Below are 17,565 nucleotides of genomic sequence, written 5' to 3'. Positions count from 1 at the left end.
TCAATTCAAGACCGAGGATACTGGACATGGCAAACATTTCTGCCGCCCTGGTAAAAGAACTGCGCGAGCGCACCGCCGCTGGCATGATGGATTGCAAAAAAGCGCTGGAAGAAGCCAACGGTGATATCGAGCTGGCTATCGAGAACATGCGTAAATCCGGTCAGGCCAAGGCCGCCAAGAAAGCTGGCCGTATCGCCGCTGAAGGTGTGATCTTCGCCCGTACCGAAGGCAACGTTGCCGTCATGATCGAGCTGAACTGCGAGACTGACTTCGTTTCCAAGGATGCCGGTTTCCTGGCCATGGGTCAGAAGATCGTCGAGATCGCTGCTACCCAGAAAATCGCTGACGTTGATGCGCTGAAAGCCGCCGACTTCGGCAACGGCGAGTCCGTCGAGCTGACCATCACCAACCTGATCGCCAAGATCGGTGAGAACATGAACCTGCGTCGCGTGATGCTGGTTGAAGGTGACAACCTGGGCACCTACGTTCACGGCTCCCGCATCGGTGTTATCACCAAGCTGGTTGGCGGTACCGACGAGCTGGCCAAAGATCTGGCCATGCACGTTGCTGCCAACAGCCCGCAATTCGTCAAACCGGAAGACGTGTCTGCCGAAGTCGTTGCCAAAGAGCGCGAAATCCAGATCGACATCGCCATCAACTCCGGCAAGCCGAAAGAGATCGCCGAGAAGATGGTTGAAGGCCGCATGAAGAAGTTCACCGGTGAGGTTTCCCTGACTGGTCAACCGTTCGTGAAAGATCCTTCCATGACCGTTGCCGAGCTGCTGAAGAAAGAAGGCGCTGACGTTGTTTCCTTCACCCGTTTCGAAGTGGGCGAAGGCATCGAGAAGCAAGAGACCGACTTCGCTGCTGAAGTAGCAGCCCAGATCGCGGCCGCTCAGAAGGCCTAATAGAACCGGTTTTTCCGTTTCCCCAGACCGCGACTTATGTCGCGGTCTTTATATGACCAGGAATCAGTGACATGAGTACCAATCCCAAGCCTGCATACAGACGTGTTCTTCTGAAGTTGAGTGGTGAAGCCCTGCAAGGATCCGAGGGTTTCGGCATTGATCCGGCGGTGCTGGAACGGATGGCCCAAGAGATCAAAGAGCTGGTTGAGCTGGGTGTTCAGGTCGGTCTGGTCATCGGTGGCGGCAACCTGTTCCGTGGTGCCGGCCTTGCCAAGGCTGGCATGAATCGCGTGGTGGGTGACCACATGGGCATGCTGGCGACCGTCATGAACGGCCTGGCCATGCGTGATGCCCTGCATCGTGCTTATGTGAATGCCCGCCTGATGTCGGCCATCTCCCTGCAAGGGGTCTGCGACTCCTACAGCTGGGCCGAAGCCATCAGCCAGCTGCGCGCCGGCAAGGTGGTGATCTTCTCTGCCGGTACCGGCAACCCCTTCTTTACCACCGACTCGGCAGCCTGCCTGCGCGGTATCGAGATCGAAGCCGACGTCGTGCTGAAAGCCACCAAGGTCGATGGCGTGTTCACCGATGACCCGGTCAAGAACCCGGATGCCGTGCTCTATCAGGAACTGAGTTATGATGAAGTTCTTGAAAAAGAACTCAAAGTGATGGATCTTGCTGCTTTTACCCTGGCCCGCGACCACGATCTGCCGATCCGGGTGTTCAACATGAACAAACCGGGCGCGCTGCGCCGCGTGATCATGGGTGAGCCGGAAGGTACCCTGATCCACCAGGCCAGCAAGTAAGGCAAGTGTGAGCCCCAGGCTCGCTTGTCCATTACGCCAGTCAACAAGATAGATACGAGCCGCCTGTCGGCTCGTTCGCCAAAAGGAAAACCACTGTGATCAACGAGATTAAAAACGACGCCAAGGACCGCATGGGCAAAAGCGTAGAGTCGCTGAAGACCCAGATGTCCAAGATCCGTACCGGCCGTGCTCACCCGAGCCTGCTCGACGGCATCCAGGTGGAGTATTACGGTGCTGCCACTCCTCTGAAGCAGTTGGCCAACGTGGTGGCAGAAGATGCCCGTACTCTCTCCATCTCCATCTTCGATCGCTCCATGATCCAGGCGGTGGAAAAAGCCATCCTGACCTCCGATCTGGGCCTGAACCCGTCCAGCAACGGCCAGACTCTGCGCGTGCCGCTGCCGCCGCTGACCGAAGAGCGTCGCCGTGATCTGACCAAGATCGTCCGTGCCGAAGCCGAAGGTGCCCGGGTTGCCATTCGCAACATCCGTCGCGATGCCAACGCCGATCTGAAAGCCCTGCTGAAAGAGAAAGAGATCTCCGAAGACGACGACCGTCGCGCCCAGGAAGAGATCCAGAAGCTGACCGATACCTTCATCAAGCTGGTGGATGACGCCCTGGTTGTGAAGGAAAAGGAGCTAATGGAAATCTAAGCCTCCGACAGGTATATTACGAGCGCCGTGTAGTGCCCCTGCACGGCGCTTTTGTCTTTGTGGGAGAAATGAATGTCGCTTTTGGCAGCGCTAGGCGATAGCGCCAGCTCGTCCTTGCCCCGTCATGTCGCCATCATCATGGATGGCAATGGTCGCTGGGCCCAGAACCGCGGCAAGATGCGGGTTTCCGGGCACAAGGCGGGCGTGAAATCCGTGCGTGAGGCCGTGGCCTTTGCCGCCCGTGCCAAGATGGAGGCGCTGACCCTGTTTGCGTTTTCCAGCGAGAACTGGCGCCGTCCGGAAGGGGAAGTCAACGCCCTGATGGAATTGTTCATGACGGTGCTGGGTCGCGAGGTGAGCAAGTTGCACAGCAACGGCATTCGCCTTCGGGTGATTGGCGACACTGCCCGCTTCAGCGAGCGGCTGCAGGCCAAGATCGCCAAGGCCGAGGCCCTGACCGCCAACAATCAGGGATTGACCCTCAATATCGCCGCCAACTATGGCGGTCAGTGGGACATCGCCCAGGCGGCCCGGACCCTAGCACGGGCCGTGGCGGCGGGTGAACTGGATGCCGAGGCGGTCGATGAGGCGGCATTGGGTCGTCATGTCTGCATGGCTGATCTGCCCCCCGTGGATCTGTTGATCCGCACCGGCGGGGATCATCGCATCAGCAACTTTGTCCTTTGGCAGCTCGCCTATGCCGAACTCTATTTTACCCCGGTCCTGTGGCCCGATTTTGACGAGGCCGAGTTCAGTGGGGCAGTTGCCTCCTTCGTTGCTCGCGAGCGTCGCTTCGGGTGTACGGGTGAACAGATCCGGGAATTGATCGCCGCGCAACAGACCGGCTAAACCCCGCTCCCAAGAGAGAGGTTTCTTTTGCTAAAACAACGAATTATTACCGCATTACTGTTAGTACCCCTGGTGTTGGGGGCGATGTTTTTTCTGCCGTTGAAATTCTTTGCCCTGCTCGCCGCCCTGGTCTTTCTGCTGGCCAGCCGTGAGTGGAGTGCCTTCGTCACTGCCCAGCCGCAACAGTGGTTGCCGCTGGTGTTCTGTCTGCTGCTGGGGGCCAGTCTGTTCTGGGTGCCCGTGGAGCAACTCTGGATCCCCCAACTGCATCCGTTGGTGATGGGCGTGCTCTGGACCGCCGTCAGCTGGTGGCTGCTGGGGCTGCTGCTGGTGCTGCGCTACCCGCAAAGCGCCAGGCTGTGGCGTGAATCCATCTGGCTCAAATCCCTGTTCGGTCTGGTGACCCTGGTTCCCTTCTTCTGGTCCCTGGTGGCCATTCGCGGTTACAACTTCTACCACGACCCCATGATGGGGGCTTGGATCCTGCTGTTCGTGATGGGACTGGTCTGGGCGGCAGATTCTGGCGCGTATTTTTTCGGCAAGGCGTTCGGCAAACACAAGCTGGCGCCGGCCGTGAGCCCGGGTAAAACCATCGAAGGCATGCTGGGTGGGCTGTTTACCGCCAGCCTGCTGGCCATCGGCGTGACCTGGTTCATGGGCTTCGTGCCTGCCAAGATGGGCACCGTGCTGCTCTGTTCTCTGCTGGCGGTGCTGGCCTCCGTGCTCGGCGATCTGGCCGAGAGCATGTTCAAGCGGGAAGCCGGCATCAAGGATTCCGGCACCCTGTTGCCGGGCCATGGGGGCATTCTCGATCGCATCGACAGCCTGACGGCGGCGCTGCCCGTCTTCCTGCTCAGCTACCTGTTGCTCGGCCCGGAGTTTTGATGTTTCGCGCACTGATGATCCCGGGAGCGTCCCGCTCCATCAGTCTGTTACCCAATCAGGAGTCTTGATGCAAAACCTGGTGATCCTGGGAGCGTCAGGCTCCATCGGTCAGAGCACCCTCAAGGTACTGCGCCACAACCCCGGGCGCTGGCAGGTGCTGGCGCTGACCGCTGCCCGCAGCGTGGACGCCATGCTGCGCGACTGTCTCGAATTCTCCCCCCGGTTTGCCGTCATGGTGGACGAAGGCGCCGCCAGCGAGCTGGCGGGTCGGCTCAAGGCCCACGGCAGCACCACCCGGGTGTTGTCCGGTCAGGCAGCCCTGTGCGACGTGGCTGCTCACCCCGATGCCCACAGCGTGATGGCGGCCATTGTCGGTGCGGCGGGTCTGGCACCCACCATGGCTGCCGTGCGCGCCGGCAAGCGCATTCTGCTGGCCAACAAGGAGGCGTTGGTGATGTCAGGAGCCTTCTTCATGGAGGCGGTGCGCGAGCATGGCGCCGAGCTGCTGCCCATCGACAGCGAACACAACGCCATCTTCCAGTGCCTGCCGGTCGACGTGCAGCGCCAGCCCGGTTTCTGCGATCTGGCCGGGGCGGGGATCAGCAAGATCCTGCTGACCGGCTCCGGCGGACCTTTCCGCTATGCCGATGTGGGTGAACTGCACCATGTCACCCCGGCGCAAGCCATTGCCCATCCCAACTGGTCCATGGGGGCCAAGATCTCGGTGGACTCCGCCACCATGATGAACAAGGGGCTGGAGTACATCGAGGCGCGCTGGCTGTTCAATGCGGCCCCCGAGCAGATCCAGGTGGTGATTCACCCCCAGTCCGTCATTCACTCCATGGTGCAGTACAAGGATGGCTCCGTGCTGGCCCAGCTCGGCAACCCGGACATGTGCACCCCCATTGCCCACGCTCTGGCCTATCCGGAACGGATCGAGTCCGGTGTGGAACCTTTGGATTTCTTCAGTGTCGGAGAGTTCAGCTTTATCCGGCCCGACTATGAGCGCTATCCCTGTCTGGCGCTGGCCATGAGCGCGTGCCAGCAGGGGCAGGGGGCGACCACCTCCCTCAATGCCGCCAACGAGGAGGCCGTCGCGGCTTTTCTTGCAGAGCGGATCGGATTTATGGATATTGCCAGAGTCAACGAATCCGTCATGGCCGAGCTGGGCAGCAGTGCTGCCGGCTCTCTGGCGGATCTCATCGCCCTGGACGGTACGGCCCGAGCCCGTGCCCAGCAACTGATAAAGGAGCTTGCCGTATGAACGGACTGTGGTGGCAGCCAGCCCCTCTCCATGCTCTCGAGCGCAGGACTGGACATGACCGCGGGGTACGCGGCTGATGGGCGGGGTTCTGTGGAATATCGGCGCCTTCATCGTGGCCCTCGGGCTGCTGGTGGCGGTGCATGAATTTGGCCACTTCTGGGTGGCTCGTCGTTGCGGCGTCAAGGTGGAGCGCTTCTCCATCGGCTTTGGCAAGGCCATCTGGCGTCGCCTTGGCAAGGATGGCACCGAATACGTGCTGGCCCTGATCCCCCTTGGCGGTTACGTCAAGATGCTGGATGGCCGGGTCGACGCACTCAAACCTGGGGAGGAGGTGCAGGCCTTCAACCACAAGAGCGTCTGGGCCCGGATGGCCATCGTCGCGGCCGGCCCCATGGCGAACTTCGTGTTCGCCCTGTTCGCCTTCTGGCTGATGTTCATGATAGGGGTGCCGAGCGTCAAACCCGTGGTGGGCGAGGTGCGTCCCGCCTCCATCGTGGCAGAGGCCGGCATCCTGCCAGGCATGGAGATCGTCGGCGTCGGTGGCGAGGAGACCGGTGACTGGGAGAGCGTCACCTACGCCCTCATCAGCCACCTTGGCGATGACTCGGTCCAGCTCAAGCTCAAGGCGGCCAACACCAGCTATGCAGTGGACAAGACCCTGCAGCTGGCAGGTTGGAAATTCGATCCGGACAAAGAGTCACCCATCGGGAGCCTCGGGATAGTGCCCCTCGGTGGCAAGGTGCTGCCCGTGGTGGAGGCCGTGGTACCGTCGAGCGCCAGCGAGAAGGCCGGCCTTCAGATAGGGGATCGCATCAAGGGGGTCGATGGAGATGCCATCACCGAATGGACCCAGTTTGTCGAGCGTGTCCAGCAGTCACCGGCGCAGCCGCTGCAGGTGACGGTGGAGCGCGGGGGCAGCGAGATGACCCTGACCCTGACCCCGGACGGGAAGAAAGTGAAGGGCCAGCTGGTCGGTTTTGTGGGCTTGTCACCGCAACTGGTTCCATTACCGGATGAGTATCGAACTCTGTTACAGTATGGGCCTTTGCAAGCCCTGTGGCATGGGGTCCAGAAGACCTGGAGCCTGATCACCCTGACCTTCGACATGATAGGCAAGCTGATCGGTGGCATCGTCTCTTTGGACAACCTGAGCGGCCCCATCTCCATCGCCAAGGGGGCCGGCAGCAGCGCCGATTACGGGTTGGTCTATTTCCTCGGATTCCTGGCGCTCATCAGCGTCAACCTGGGGATCATCAACCTGTTCCCCCTGCCGGTGCTCGATGGTGGCCATCTGGTCTATTTCCTCATCGAGGCGGTCACCGGCAAGCCGGTATCGGAAAAAATTCAGGAAGTTGGGTTCAGGATAGGCGCCGCCATTCTGATGTTACTGATGGGCATTGCGCTGTTTAATGATTTCGCTCGCCTCTGAGGCCAGAGCATCAACAAGGACACATAAGAACAAAATGGCTGTTAAAAAAGCATTGGTGTTGAGTTGCCTGCTGGGGGCCAGCTTCCTGGCTCAGGCTGCCCCGGCCTCTTTTGTGGTGCAAGACATTCAGGTCGAGGGCCTGCAGCGGGTGACCCTGGGTGCCGCCCTGTTGAATCTGCCGGTGCGGGTCGGTGATTCCGTCGACTCCGTGTCCCTGGCGAACGCCATCAAGAAGCTCTATGCCTCCGGCAACTTCGAGGACGTCAAGGTCTATCGCGACGGTCAGGTGCTGCAAGTGGTGGTCAAGGAGCGCCCGACCATCTCCAGCATCGAGTTCTCCGGCAACAAGGACATCAAGGAAGAGCAACTGACCCAGAGCCTGGAATCCTCCGGGATCCGCGTGGGTGATCCGCTGGATCGCACCGTGCTGAGCTCCCTCGAGAAAGGGCTGGAAGATTTCTACTACGGTGTGGGCAAGTACTCCGCCAAGGTCAAGGCCATCGTCACCCCGCTGCCGCGCAACCGGGTCGACCTCAAGTTCACCTTCGTGGAAGGGGAAGCGGCCAAGATCCAGCAGATCAACATCGTCGGCAACAACGTCTTCCCGGAAGAGAAGCTGCTGGCCCAGCTCTCCCTCAAGGACGACGTGCCCTGGTGGAACTTCACCGGTGATCAGCGCTACCAGAAGCAGAAGCTGGCCGGTGACATCGAAGTGCTGCGCTCCTACTACATGGACCGCGGCTACATCCGCTTCACCCAGGAGTCCACCCAGGTCTCCATGACCCCGGACAAGAAGGGGGTCTATGTCACCCTCAACGTCAAGGAAGGGGAGCAGTACAAGGTTTCCGGCATCCAGCTCAAGGGCGACCTCATCGACCGCGGCGGCGAGATGAAGGGCCTCATCCCCATCGAGGCGGGCAGCGTCTACTCCGCCAGTCAGGTGACCCATACCGAAGAGGTGCTCTCCAAGTTCCTCGGCCGTTACGGCTACGCCTATCCGAAAGTGGTCACCTTCCCCCAGATCAACGACCAGACCAAGGAAGTGGAGCTCATCGTCAACGTGGAGCCGGGTCCCCGGGTCTATGTGCGCAACATCAACTTCAGCGGCAACGTCACCACCAAGGACGAAGTGCTGCGTCGCGAGATGCGCCAGATGGAGGGCACCTGGCTCTCCTCCGACAACGTCGAGCAGTCCAAGACCCGTCTCAACCGCCTCGGCTTCTTCGAGACCGCGGAGGTTGACACCAAGCGGGTGCCGGGCAGCGATGACCAGGTCGATCTGGACTTCAAGGTCAAGGAGCAGCCGGCGGGGTCCATCAACGCCGGTATCGGCTACGGCACCGAGTCGGGTCTGAGCCTGCAGGCGGGTCTGCAGCAGGACAACTTCATGGGGACCGGCAAGAAGATCGGCATCAACGCCAGCACCAACGACTACTCCAAGAGCGTCGACCTGAGCTATAACGACCCCTACTTCACCGTGGACGGGGTGAGCCTGGGCGGCCGTCTCTACTACAACAAGTTCAGTGCGGCCGACGCCAACATCGTGGACTACGAGAACACCACCGTCGGTTTCCGTCTCTCCAGCGGCTTCCCGGTCAACGAGAACAACCGTCTCGACTTCAGCCTGGGCTACGAAAACAACAAACTGTCCCAGCCCAACCCCTATGTACAGGTGGACGAGTTCTGGAAGGTCTACAACGGCAATCTGGATGGCGACAACCGCATGGTGTTCAACACCGTGGACGTCACCGCCGGCTGGACCCGCTCCACCCTCAACAAGGGTCAGTTCCCGACCTCCGGTGACCGCCAGCGGGTGAACGCCAAGGTGACGGTGCCCGGCATGGATCTGCAGTACTTCAAGCTCAACGCAGAAGATGCCCACTACTTCCCGTTTGATGCCGATCACAAATGGGTCATGCTGGCCAAGGCCCGTGCCTCCTACGGCGATGGCTACGGCACCAATGGCGATTACGAGCACGTTCTGCCGTTCTTCGAGAACTACTACGCCGGTGGTTTCGATACCCTGCGTGGTTTCAAGAGCAACACAGTCGGTCCGAAGGCGCTCTACTACTACAACTTGAGTGGTAACGACGTCATCCAGGGCACTGACAGCTCGGTCGGGGGCAACGCCCTGGCGGTGGCCTCGCTGGAAATGATCGTGCCGACACCCTTTGCCTCCGAGACCTATCAGCCCCAGCTGCGGACCAGCTTCTTCATCGACGCCGGTTCCGTGTGGGATACCCACTTCGACTACAGCCAGTATCAGAACCGTTGCTTCAGTGGTTGCAACTATCTGATGGACTACTCCGACCCGAGCAACATCCGGATGTCGACCGGTCTGTCGCTGCAGTGGCTCTCTCCCATGGGCCCGCTGGTGTTCGTGCTGGCAAGACCAATCAAGAAATACGAAGGGGACGACACCGAAGTCTTCTCCTTCAACATCGGCCGAACCTTCTAAGGGGAGCGGACGCCCCCCCGCCATGGCGGGGGGAAGCATGATGGGTCGCGCGTTTGCGTGCCTCACCAGGTAACAAGACGATCTCGTGGATCGCTTGCACAATCAGGTAAATCAGGTAGCCCTCGACCGAGGGACCAAGGAGTAAGTGTGAATAAAGCGTTGAAAGTAGCTGGTTTGAGCTTTGCACTGATGGCTGCCGGCATGGGTTCTGCCTTCGCTGAGACCAAGATTGCCGTGGTCGACATGGGCGAAGTCTTCCAAAAGCTGCCCCAGCGTGAAGCCGTTGCCAAGAAGCTGAAGGGTGAGTTCGAGCCGCGCATGCGTGAACTGCAGAAGCTGGAGTCCGACGGTCAGGCACTGGTCGAGAAGTTCAAGAAGGACGAAGCCTTCATGAGCGCCGAGCAGAAGAAGCAGAGCCAGGAGAAGCTGGCCAAGCTGCAGATGGAGTTCAACCAGAAGCGTCAGGCGTTTGAACAGGACAACGGTCGCCGTCAGTCCGAAGAGCGCAACAAGATCCTGACCAAGGTGCAGGCTGCCATCGACGCCATCGCCAAGAGCAATGGCTACGATCTGGTGCTGGAGCGCAACGCCGCCCCTTATGCAGCCAGCAAGCTGGACATCTCCGGCCAGGTTATTTCTCAGGTTAGCAAGAGCAACTAATTGATGGCATTCACTCTCGCACAGCTGGCCCAGCAACTGGGGGCCGAGGTCCATGGGGATGGGACCCGGGAAATTCGCAAGGTCGCGACACTGGAAAAAGCCGGGGAGGGGGAGATAGCCTTCCTGTCCAACAAGAAGTACCGGCATTTTCTGGAGCAGAGCAAGGCCACTGCCGTGCTCATCACCGAGGCAGACCTGCCGTTTTGCCCCACCAACGCCCTGGTGCTCAAGGACCCCTACGTGGGCTTTGCACGGGTTGCCCAACTGCTGGACACCACCCCGCAGCCGGCCATGGATATCCATCCGAGCGCCGTCATCGCGGCGGACGTGCAACTGGGCGAGAGAGTGGCCATCGGTGCCAATGCGGTGATCGAATCCGGCGTCGTGCTGGGTGACGATGTGCGCATCGGCCCGGGCTGTTTCGTTGGCAAGGATACCCGACTGGGAGCGCGCTCCCGGTTGTGGGCCAACGTCACCCTCTATCACAACGTGACCCTGGGCACGGACTGTCTGGTACAGGCCGGCACCGTGATCGGGGCAGACGGTTTCGGTTATGCCAACGAGCGCGGCGAGTGGATCAAGATCCCCCAGCTTGGTGGCGTGACCATCGGCAACCGGGTCGAGATCGGTGCCTGCACCACCATCGACCGCGGTGCGCTGGAAGATACCCGCATCGCTGACAACGTCATCATCGACAACCAGTGCCAGATCGCCCACAACGTCGAGATCGGCTACGGCACTGCCGTGGCGGGCTCCACCGTGATGGCCGGTAGTCTCAAGGTCGGCAAATACTGTATCATTGGTGGTGCCTCCGTCTTTAACGGGCACATGGAGATCTGCGACCAGGCCACCGTCACCGGCATGGCCATGGTGATGCGTCCCATCACCGAGCCCGGTATCTACTCTTCCGGCATCCCCCTGCAAACCAATAAAGAGTGGCGCAAGACCGCCGCCCGGGTGATGCGTATCGAAGAGATGCACAAGCGGTTGAGCAAGCTTGAGAAAAAGCTGGATCAAGAATAATCACGATTGGTATAGGGTACTGTTTTGACTACTGAAAAGAAGAGCCTGGGCATCCAGGAAATCATGGATCTGCTGCCCCACCGTTATCCGTTCCTGATGGTGGACAAGGTGGAAAACTACGAGATCAGCGATGAGCGCAAGACCCTGCGCGCCATCAAGAACGTCTCGTTCAACGAGCCGATCTTCCAGGGCCACTTCCCGGCCAAGCCGGTCTTCCCCGGCGTGCTGATCCTGGAAGCCATGGCCCAGGCCACCGGTATCCTGGCCTTCACCATGGTGGGCAAGCCGTCCCCCAACGAGCTCTATTACTTTGCCTCCATCGACAATGCCCGCTTCAAGCGCCCGGTGGGTCCCGGCGATCAGCTGGTGCTGGATGTGGAGTTCCTGAAGGAGCGTCGCGGCATCGCCAAGTTCACCGGTGTCGCCACCGTCGACGGTGAAGTGGTCTGTACTGCCGAACTGATGTGCGCCAAGCGCGAGGTATAACCGTGATCGATCAGACTGCCATCATCCACGACACCGCCATCGTCCATGAGTCTGCCGTCATCGGCAAAGGGGTTGAAATCGGCCCCTTCACCGTCATCGGCGCCGAGGTGGAAATCGGTGACAACACCTGGGTGAGCTCCCACGTGGTGATCAAGGGCCCGACCAAGATCGGTCGCGGCAACAAGATCTTCCAGCACACCTCCATCGGTGAGGATTGCCAGGACAAGAAGTACGCCGGCGAGCGCACCTTCCTCGAGATCGGCGACAACAACGTGTTTCGCGAGAACTGCACCGTGCACCGCGGCACCACCCAGGACCAGAGCCTGACCAAGGTGGGTAGCGGCAACCTGTTCATGGTCAACGTTCACGTGGCCCACGACTGCATCATCGGTGACAACTGCATCTTCGCCAACAACGCCACCCTGGCGGGCCATGTGCACATCGGTGACTTCGTGATCTTCGGCGGTCTGTCTGCCATTCACCAGTTCGGCCGCGTCGGCTCCCACGCCTTCGTCGGCGGCTGCGCTGCCCTGAACAAGGACGTGCCGCCCTACGTGATGGCCGCCGGCAACTACGCCAAGCCGTTCGGGGTCAACTCCGAAGGCCTGCGTCGTCGTGGCTTCAGCGCCGAGGCGATCTCTGCCGTCAAGCGCGCCTACAAGGAGATCTTCCGCTCCGGCAAGACCATTGAAGAGGTGTTGCCCGTGCTGAGCGAGATGGCCCAAAGCGAACCGGCCATCCAGCTCTATGTGGATTTCCTCAAGGACAACGAGCGCGGGATCATCCGTGCCTGATCCCATTCGCATCGGCATCGTCGCCGGAGAGACCTCCGGCGACATCCTGGCCGCAGGGCTGGTGCGCGAACTGCAAGCCCGCTACCCGGATGCGCAGTTCGAAGGGATCGCCGGGCCGCGGATGCAGGCTCTCGGCGTGAAGGCGCTGTTCGAGATGGAGGAGCTCTCCGTCATGGGCATCACCGAGGTGCTGGGCCGTCTGCCCCGCATCCTCCAGGTGCGCCGCGAACTGCTGCGCCACTTCATCGCCAATCCCCCCGACATCTTCGTCGGTGTGGATGCACCGGATTTCAATATCGGGGTGGAGCTGAAACTGCGCCGCGCCGGTATCAAGACGGTCCACTATGTCAGTCCCTCCGTCTGGGCCTGGCGTCAGGGCCGCATTCACAAGATCAAGGCCGCCACCGACATGGTGCTCGCCTTCCTGCCGTTCGAGAAAGCCTTCTACGACCGTTTCGATGCCCCCTGTCGCTTCGTCGGCCACACCATGGCGGACGACATTCCGCTGGTGCCGGATCAAGGGGCGGTGCGCGAGGCCCTCGGCATCGATCCCGCCCGTCGCTGGCTGGCGGTGCTGCCGGGGAGCCGCACGGCGGAAGTGGGCTTCATGGCGCCGGTCTTCCTCGAGGCGTGCAAGCACCTGACGGTGCACAACCCGGATCTCGGTTTCATCGTGCCTCTGGTCAACCAGAAACGGCGCGAGCAGTTCCTCGCCATCAAGGCCGAGGTGGCCCCGGAGCTCGACATGGTGCTGCTGGACGGCCAGGGCCGCGAGGCCATGATTGCCGCCGATGTGGTGATGCTCGCCTCCGGCACCGCGGCCCTCGAGGCCATGCTGGTGAAAAAGCCCATGGTGGTGGGTTACAAACTCAAACCCTTCAGCTACTTGCTGGCCCAGTGGCTGGTGAAGACGGATTATGTCTCCCTGCCGAACCTGCTGGCGGACAAGATGCTGGTGCCCGAGCTCATCCAGCACGAGTGCACCCCGGCCAACCTGGTGGAAGAGGTGAGCAAGCTGCTGGACCATGACAACAGCGAGCTCATCGCCACCTTCACCCGGTTGCACGAGAAGATCCGCTGCAATGCGGATGTGCAGGCAGCGGAAGCGGTTGCCGCGCTGCTGGAACGCTAGTGGGCTCTGCCTGTGTGTCAGGCGTGATGTTGTGCTGATACTGGCCCTGCGGGGCCGGTTTTGATTCAAGGCTATGAGATGACGATCGATATTCCCGAAGACAAGCTGATTGCCGGGGTGGACGAAGTGGGTCGCGGCCCCCTGGTGGGTGACGTGGTCACCGCCGCGGTGATCCTGGATCCTGCCAATCCCATCCTTGGCCTCGCCGATTCCAAGAAGCTCTCCGAGAAGAAGCGGCTCGCCCTGTTTGGCGAGATCAAAGAGAAGGCGCTGGCCTATGCCATCGGCCGCGCCAGCCCGGCGGAAATCGACGAGCTCAACATCCTGCACGCCACCATGCTGGCGATGCAGCGCGCCGTGGCGGGGCTCAAGGTGACGCCCGAGCTGGTCTTCATCGACGGCAACCGCTGCCCCAGATTGCCGATGGAGGCCCGCGCCGTGGTCAAGGGTGACAGCCTGGTGGCCGCCATCAGCGCCGCCTCCATCCTCGCCAAGGTGACCCGGGACGCCGAGATGACCGAGCTGGACAGCCGCCATCCCGAGTACGGTTTCGCCCGCCACAAGGGCTACCCGACGGCGGAGCACCTCGCCATTCTGGCCGAACGGGGCCCGCTGCCCGAATACCGTCAGAGCTTCAAGCCGGTGCGCCGCGCCCTGGGGATCGAATAACCGATGCCGATCTGTCTGAACGATTTCTGCTTGCGCAATGAGAGGGCGTGACCATGGCTGATCCCCGCTTCATCCACCTGAGGGTTCACTCCGACTTCTCCATGGTCGACGGCCTGCAGAAGATCGGTCCCATCGTCTCCGCAGCCGCCGCCAACAACATGCCGGCCCTGGCCCTGACGGACCAGATGAACATGTGCGGCCTGGTGCGCTTCTACGGCTCTGCCCACGGCAAGGGGATCAAGCCCCTGGTCGGGGCGGATTTCTGGGTGCAGAGCGACGAGCTTGGGGACGAGCAGTTCCGCCTCACCCTGCTCGCCATGGACAACGACGGCTACCAGAACATCACCCTGCTCATCTCCCGCGGCTATCAGCGCGGTCATGTGCAGGGGCGCCCCGTCATCGACAAGGCCTGGCTTGGCGAACATGCCAAGGGGGTGATCGTCCTCTCCGGCGGGCGCGAGGGGGATGTGGGCAAGTTCCTGCTCAAGGGCAACCGCCAGATGGTGGAGCATTGCCTCGCCTTCTACCAGACCCATTTCCCGGATGCCTACTACCTGGAGCTGCTGCGTACCGGCCGCCCGGACGAGGAGGTCTACCTGCACATGGCGGTGGCCATTGCCAGCGAGTTCGAACTGCCGGTGGTGGCCACCAACGAGGTGGTGTTCCTCACCGCCGATGACTTCGATGCCCACGAGATCCGGGTCGCCATCCACGACGGCTACACCCTGATGGACAAGCGCCGACCGCGCCGCTACAGCCCCCAGCAGTACCTGCGCAGTCAGGAGGAGATGGCGGAGCTGTTTGCCGACATCCCGGAAGCCCTGGAAAACACGGTGGAGATCGCCAAGCGCTGCAACGTGACGGTGCGCCTTGGCGAGTATTTCCTGCCCAACTTCCCCACCGGCGACATGACCACCGAAGACTTCCTGGTCATGAAGTCGAAGGAAGGGCTGGAGGAGCGGCTGGCCTTCCTGTTCCCGGATCCGGCGGTGCGGGCCGAGCGTCGTCCCGAGTATGACGAGCGTCTCGACATCGAGCTCAAAGTGATCAACCAGATGGGCTTCCCGGGTTACTTCCTCATCGTGATGGAGTTTATCCAGTGGTCCAAGGACAACGGCATCCCGGTCGGTCCGGGCCGGGGCTCGGGGGCGGGGTCGCTGGTGGCCTACGCCCTCAAGATCACCGACCTGGATCCGCTGGAATTTGACCTGCTGTTCGAACGTTTCCTGAACCCCGAGCGGGTCTCCATGCCCGACTTCGACGTCGACTTCTGTATGGACCGGCGCGACGAGGTGATCGATCACGTCTCCGAGATGTACGGCCGGGAGGCGGTGTCCCAGATCATCACCTTCGGCAGCATGGCGGCCAAGGCGGTGGTGCGGGACGTCGGCCGTGTGCTGGGCCACGCCTACGGTTTTGTGGATCGCATCTCCAAGCTGATCCCGCCGGATCCGGGCATGACCCTCGCCAAGGCGTTCGAAGCCGAGCCCAAGTTGCCGGAGCTCTACGAGCAGGACGAGGAGGTCAAGGACCTCATCGACATGGCGCGCCGCCTCGAAGGGGTGGTGCGCAACGCCGGCAAGCACGCCGGTGGCGTGGTGATCGCGCCCACCAAGATCACCGACTTCGCGCCGCTCTATTGCGACGACGAGGGGCATCACCCGGTCACCCAGTTCGACAAGAACGACGTGGAGTACGCGGGCCTGGTGAAGTTCGACTTCCTGGGGCTGCGCACCCTCACCATCATCGACTGGGCCCTTGGCATGATAAACCCCCGTCTTGCCAAAGAGGGCAAGCCGCCGGTCGACATCGCCGCCATCCCCATCGACGACAAGAAGTCGTTCGCCCTCTTGCAGCGCTTCGAGACCACGGCGGTGTTCCAGCTCGAATCCCGCGGCATGAAGGACCTCATCAAGCGGCTGCAGCCCGACTGCTTCGAAGACATGATCGCGCTGGTGGCCCTGTTCCGCCCGGGCCCGCTCCAGTCGGGCATGGTGGACAACTTCATCGAGCGCAAACACGGCAAGGAGGCCATCTCCTACCCGGACGAGAAGTGGCAGCACGAAAGCCTCAAACCCATACTCGAGCCCACCTACGGCATCATCCTCTACCAGGAGCAGGTGATGCAGATCGCCCAGACCCTGGCGGGGTATACCCTGGGTGGCGCGGACATGCTGCGCCGGGCCATGGGCAAGAAAAAACCCGAAGAGATGGCCAAGCAGCGGGCGGGCTTCGAGGAGGGGGCGGTCAAGAACGGCGTCGACGGCGAACTGGCGATGAAGATCTTCGATCTGGTGGAGAAGTTTGCGGGCTACGGCTTCAACAAGTCCCACTCCGCTGCCTATGCGCTGGTCTCCTACCAGACCCTCTGGCTCAAGACCCACTTCCCGGCGGAGTTCATGGCGGCGGTGATGACCGCGGACATGGACAACACCGACAAGATAGTGACCCTGGTGGACGAGTGTCAGCGCATGGGGCTGACCGTGATCCCGCCGGACGTCAACACCGGCCGCTACCGCTTCAGCGTCAACGAGGACGGCCACATCGTCTACGGCATCGGCGCGGTGAAGGGGGTAGGGGAAGGGCCCATCGAGGCGATCCTGGAGGCGCGGGATCGGGACGGTCCATTCCGCGACCTGTTCGATTTCTGCAACCGGGTCGACATCAAGAAGCTCAACAAACGGGTGATGGAGAAGCTCATCCTCTCCGGCGCCATGGACAGGCTCGGCCCCCACCGCGCCGCCCTGATGGCGACCCTGGAGGAGGCGATGCGCGCCGCCGAGCAGCACGCCAAGGCCCAGGCGGTGGGGCAGGTCGATATGTTCGGCGTGCTCACGGAGGAGATCGACGACGTCAAGAAGGCGTTCGCCAACGTGCCGCACTGGCCTGACAAGGTGTGGCTGGAAGGGGAACGCGAGACCCTCGGGCTCTACCTCACCGGTCACCCCATCAACCAGTACAGCAGCGAGCTGCGGCGCTACACCTCGGGTCGGTTGTGCGATCTGCATCCCACCTCCCGGGATACGGTGACCACGGCGGCGGGGTTGGTGATCGCGGCGCGCAGCATGGTGACCAAGCGCGGCAACAAGATGGGGATCTTCACCCTGGACGACAGATCCGGCCGTCTGGATGTGACCCTGTTCAGTGAAGCGCTGGAAAAATACGAAGAATTGATGCAAAAAGACCGTATTTTAGTGGTTTCTGGACAGGTCAGCTTTGATGACTTCTCCGGTGGCCTTAAAATGTCGGCCCGCGAGTTGCTGGATATCAACGATGCGAGGGAGCGTTTTGCCAGGGCAATCCGCATCTCCCTCGATGAACAACGCATTGACGAGCGCTTTTTCCCGCGTTTGTGCGAGATTTTGGAGCCCGCCCGTGCCGGAGTCTGTCCGGTTCAGGTAAACTATCGTCGCCCCGGTTCCCGGGTGCGATTGACGCTCGGTACCGAGTGGCGGGTGACGCCCACCGATCAACTGATAGATGACTTGCGAGTCCTGCTTGGACGAGAGCGGGTTGAATTGGTTTTTGATTAGAGGATCTATTGTCCCT

15 protein-coding genes are annotated in these 17,565 nt (G+C 61.4%); all 15 read left to right on the top strand.

Features of this window, described 5'->3' with window-relative positions:
* Positions 1–26 precede the first annotated feature (26 nt).
* The 15 genes from tsf to dnaE all read left to right on the top strand — a co-directional run bounded on the left by tsf (position 27) and on the right by dnaE (position 17,549).
* Positions 27–908, top strand: a complete 882-nt coding sequence (gene tsf, locus HKD46_RS05950; protein WP_010673404.1) for a translation elongation factor Ts — start codon at positions 27–29, stop codon at positions 906–908.
* A 71-nt stretch (positions 909–979) separates the two neighbouring features.
* The gene (gene pyrH, locus HKD46_RS05945) at positions 980–1,714 is read left to right on the top strand and encodes a UMP kinase (protein ID WP_010673405.1); all 735 of its coding nucleotides are present in this window, start codon (positions 980–982) and stop codon (positions 1,712–1,714) included.
* 95 nt (positions 1,715–1,809) lie between these two features.
* Positions 1,810–2,367 (top strand): ribosome recycling factor, encoded by a 558-nt coding sequence (gene frr / locus HKD46_RS05940; RefSeq protein WP_010673406.1) that lies wholly within the window; start codon positions 1,810–1,812, stop codon positions 2,365–2,367.
* Positions 2,368–2,439: 72 nt separating this feature from the next.
* Entirely contained in the window at positions 2,440–3,216 is a 777-nt protein-coding gene (gene uppS / locus HKD46_RS05935) for a polyprenyl diphosphate synthase (RefSeq protein WP_039039427.1), read from the top strand.
* 27 nt (positions 3,217–3,243) lie between these two features.
* A complete protein-coding gene (locus tag HKD46_RS05930; protein WP_171865025.1) occupies positions 3,244–4,101 on the top strand; it encodes a phosphatidate cytidylyltransferase in 858 nt (285 codons plus the stop codon).
* Positions 4,102–4,168: 67 nt separating this feature from the next.
* Positions 4,169–5,365: a 1-deoxy-D-xylulose-5-phosphate reductoisomerase gene (gene ispC, locus HKD46_RS05925; protein WP_010673409.1), complete on the top strand. Its 1,197-nt coding sequence runs from the start codon at positions 4,169–4,171 to the stop codon at positions 5,363–5,365.
* A gap of 76 nt (positions 5,366–5,441) precedes the next feature.
* Positions 5,442–6,794: a sigma E protease regulator RseP gene (gene rseP / locus HKD46_RS05920; RefSeq protein ID WP_171865024.1), complete on the top strand. Its 1,353-nt coding sequence runs from the start codon at positions 5,442–5,444 to the stop codon at positions 6,792–6,794.
* Between the two features lie 34 nt (positions 6,795–6,828).
* Entirely contained in the window at positions 6,829–9,252 is a 2,424-nt protein-coding gene (bamA, locus tag HKD46_RS05915; protein WP_029313941.1) for an outer membrane protein assembly factor BamA, read from the top strand.
* A 147-nt stretch (positions 9,253–9,399) separates the two neighbouring features.
* Positions 9,400–9,912 carry an OmpH family outer membrane protein gene (locus tag HKD46_RS05910; protein ID WP_029313943.1) on the top strand — a complete coding sequence of 171 codons (513 nt, stop codon included), beginning with the start codon at positions 9,400–9,402 and terminating at the stop codon, positions 9,910–9,912.
* A 3-nt stretch (positions 9,913–9,915) separates the two neighbouring features.
* The gene (gene lpxD, locus HKD46_RS05905; protein WP_039039449.1) at positions 9,916–10,935 is read left to right on the top strand and encodes a UDP-3-O-(3-hydroxymyristoyl)glucosamine N-acyltransferase; all 1,020 of its coding nucleotides are present in this window, start codon (positions 9,916–9,918) and stop codon (positions 10,933–10,935) included.
* A gap of 24 nt (positions 10,936–10,959) precedes the next feature.
* The gene (gene fabZ, locus HKD46_RS05900; protein WP_010673414.1) at positions 10,960–11,421 is read left to right on the top strand and encodes a 3-hydroxyacyl-ACP dehydratase FabZ; all 462 of its coding nucleotides are present in this window, start codon (positions 10,960–10,962) and stop codon (positions 11,419–11,421) included.
* A gap of 2 nt (positions 11,422–11,423) precedes the next feature.
* Positions 11,424–12,215, top strand: coding sequence for an acyl-ACP--UDP-N-acetylglucosamine O-acyltransferase (gene lpxA / locus HKD46_RS05895; RefSeq protein ID WP_010673415.1), 792 nt, complete (start codon positions 11,424–11,426; stop codon positions 12,213–12,215).
* Positions 12,208–13,347: a lipid-A-disaccharide synthase gene (gene lpxB, locus HKD46_RS05890; protein ID WP_039039432.1), complete on the top strand. Its 1,140-nt coding sequence runs from the start codon at positions 12,208–12,210 to the stop codon at positions 13,345–13,347. The genes lpxA and lpxB overlap by 8 nt, the downstream gene beginning before the upstream one ends.
* A gap of 78 nt (positions 13,348–13,425) precedes the next feature.
* Positions 13,426–14,016: a ribonuclease HII gene (gene rnhB, locus HKD46_RS05885; RefSeq protein ID WP_039039433.1), complete on the top strand. Its 591-nt coding sequence runs from the start codon at positions 13,426–13,428 to the stop codon at positions 14,014–14,016.
* A gap of 53 nt (positions 14,017–14,069) precedes the next feature.
* Positions 14,070–17,549, top strand: a complete 3,480-nt coding sequence (dnaE, locus tag HKD46_RS05880; RefSeq protein ID WP_102949240.1) for a DNA polymerase III subunit alpha — start codon at positions 14,070–14,072, stop codon at positions 17,547–17,549.
* The last annotated feature ends 16 nt before the right edge of the window (positions 17,550–17,565 follow it).

It is taken from the genome of Aeromonas sp. TW 6, assembly GCF_013168745.1.
GTDB classification, from domain to species: domain Bacteria; phylum Pseudomonadota; class Gammaproteobacteria; order Enterobacterales; family Aeromonadaceae; genus Aeromonas; species Aeromonas caviae.
The sequence above is the reverse complement of the archived record's forward strand: the minus strand, read 5'-3'. Positions and strand labels throughout refer to the sequence as shown.

What these genes read in the sequence shown, in the direction of transcription:
- uppS (WP_039039427.1), top strand. Translation starts at nt 2,440, where the DNA reads ATGTCGCTTTTGGCAGCGCTAGGCGATAGCGCCAGCTCGTCCTTGCCC.
- tsf (WP_010673404.1), top strand. Translation starts at nt 27, where the DNA reads ATGGCAAACATTTCTGCCGCCCTGGTAAAAGAACTGCGCGAGCGCACC.
- pyrH (WP_010673405.1), top strand. Translation starts at nt 980, where the DNA reads ATGAGTACCAATCCCAAGCCTGCATACAGACGTGTTCTTCTGAAGTTG.
- lpxD (WP_039039449.1), top strand. Translation starts at nt 9,916, where the DNA reads ATGGCATTCACTCTCGCACAGCTGGCCCAGCAACTGGGGGCCGAGGTC.
- ispC (WP_010673409.1), top strand. Translation starts at nt 4,169, where the DNA reads ATGCAAAACCTGGTGATCCTGGGAGCGTCAGGCTCCATCGGTCAGAGC.
- rseP (WP_171865024.1), top strand. Translation starts at nt 5,442, where the DNA reads ATGGGCGGGGTTCTGTGGAATATCGGCGCCTTCATCGTGGCCCTCGGG.
- bamA (WP_029313941.1), top strand. Translation starts at nt 6,829, where the DNA reads ATGGCTGTTAAAAAAGCATTGGTGTTGAGTTGCCTGCTGGGGGCCAGC.
- rnhB (WP_039039433.1), top strand. Translation starts at nt 13,426, where the DNA reads ATGACGATCGATATTCCCGAAGACAAGCTGATTGCCGGGGTGGACGAA.
- dnaE (WP_102949240.1), top strand. Translation starts at nt 14,070, where the DNA reads ATGGCTGATCCCCGCTTCATCCACCTGAGGGTTCACTCCGACTTCTCC.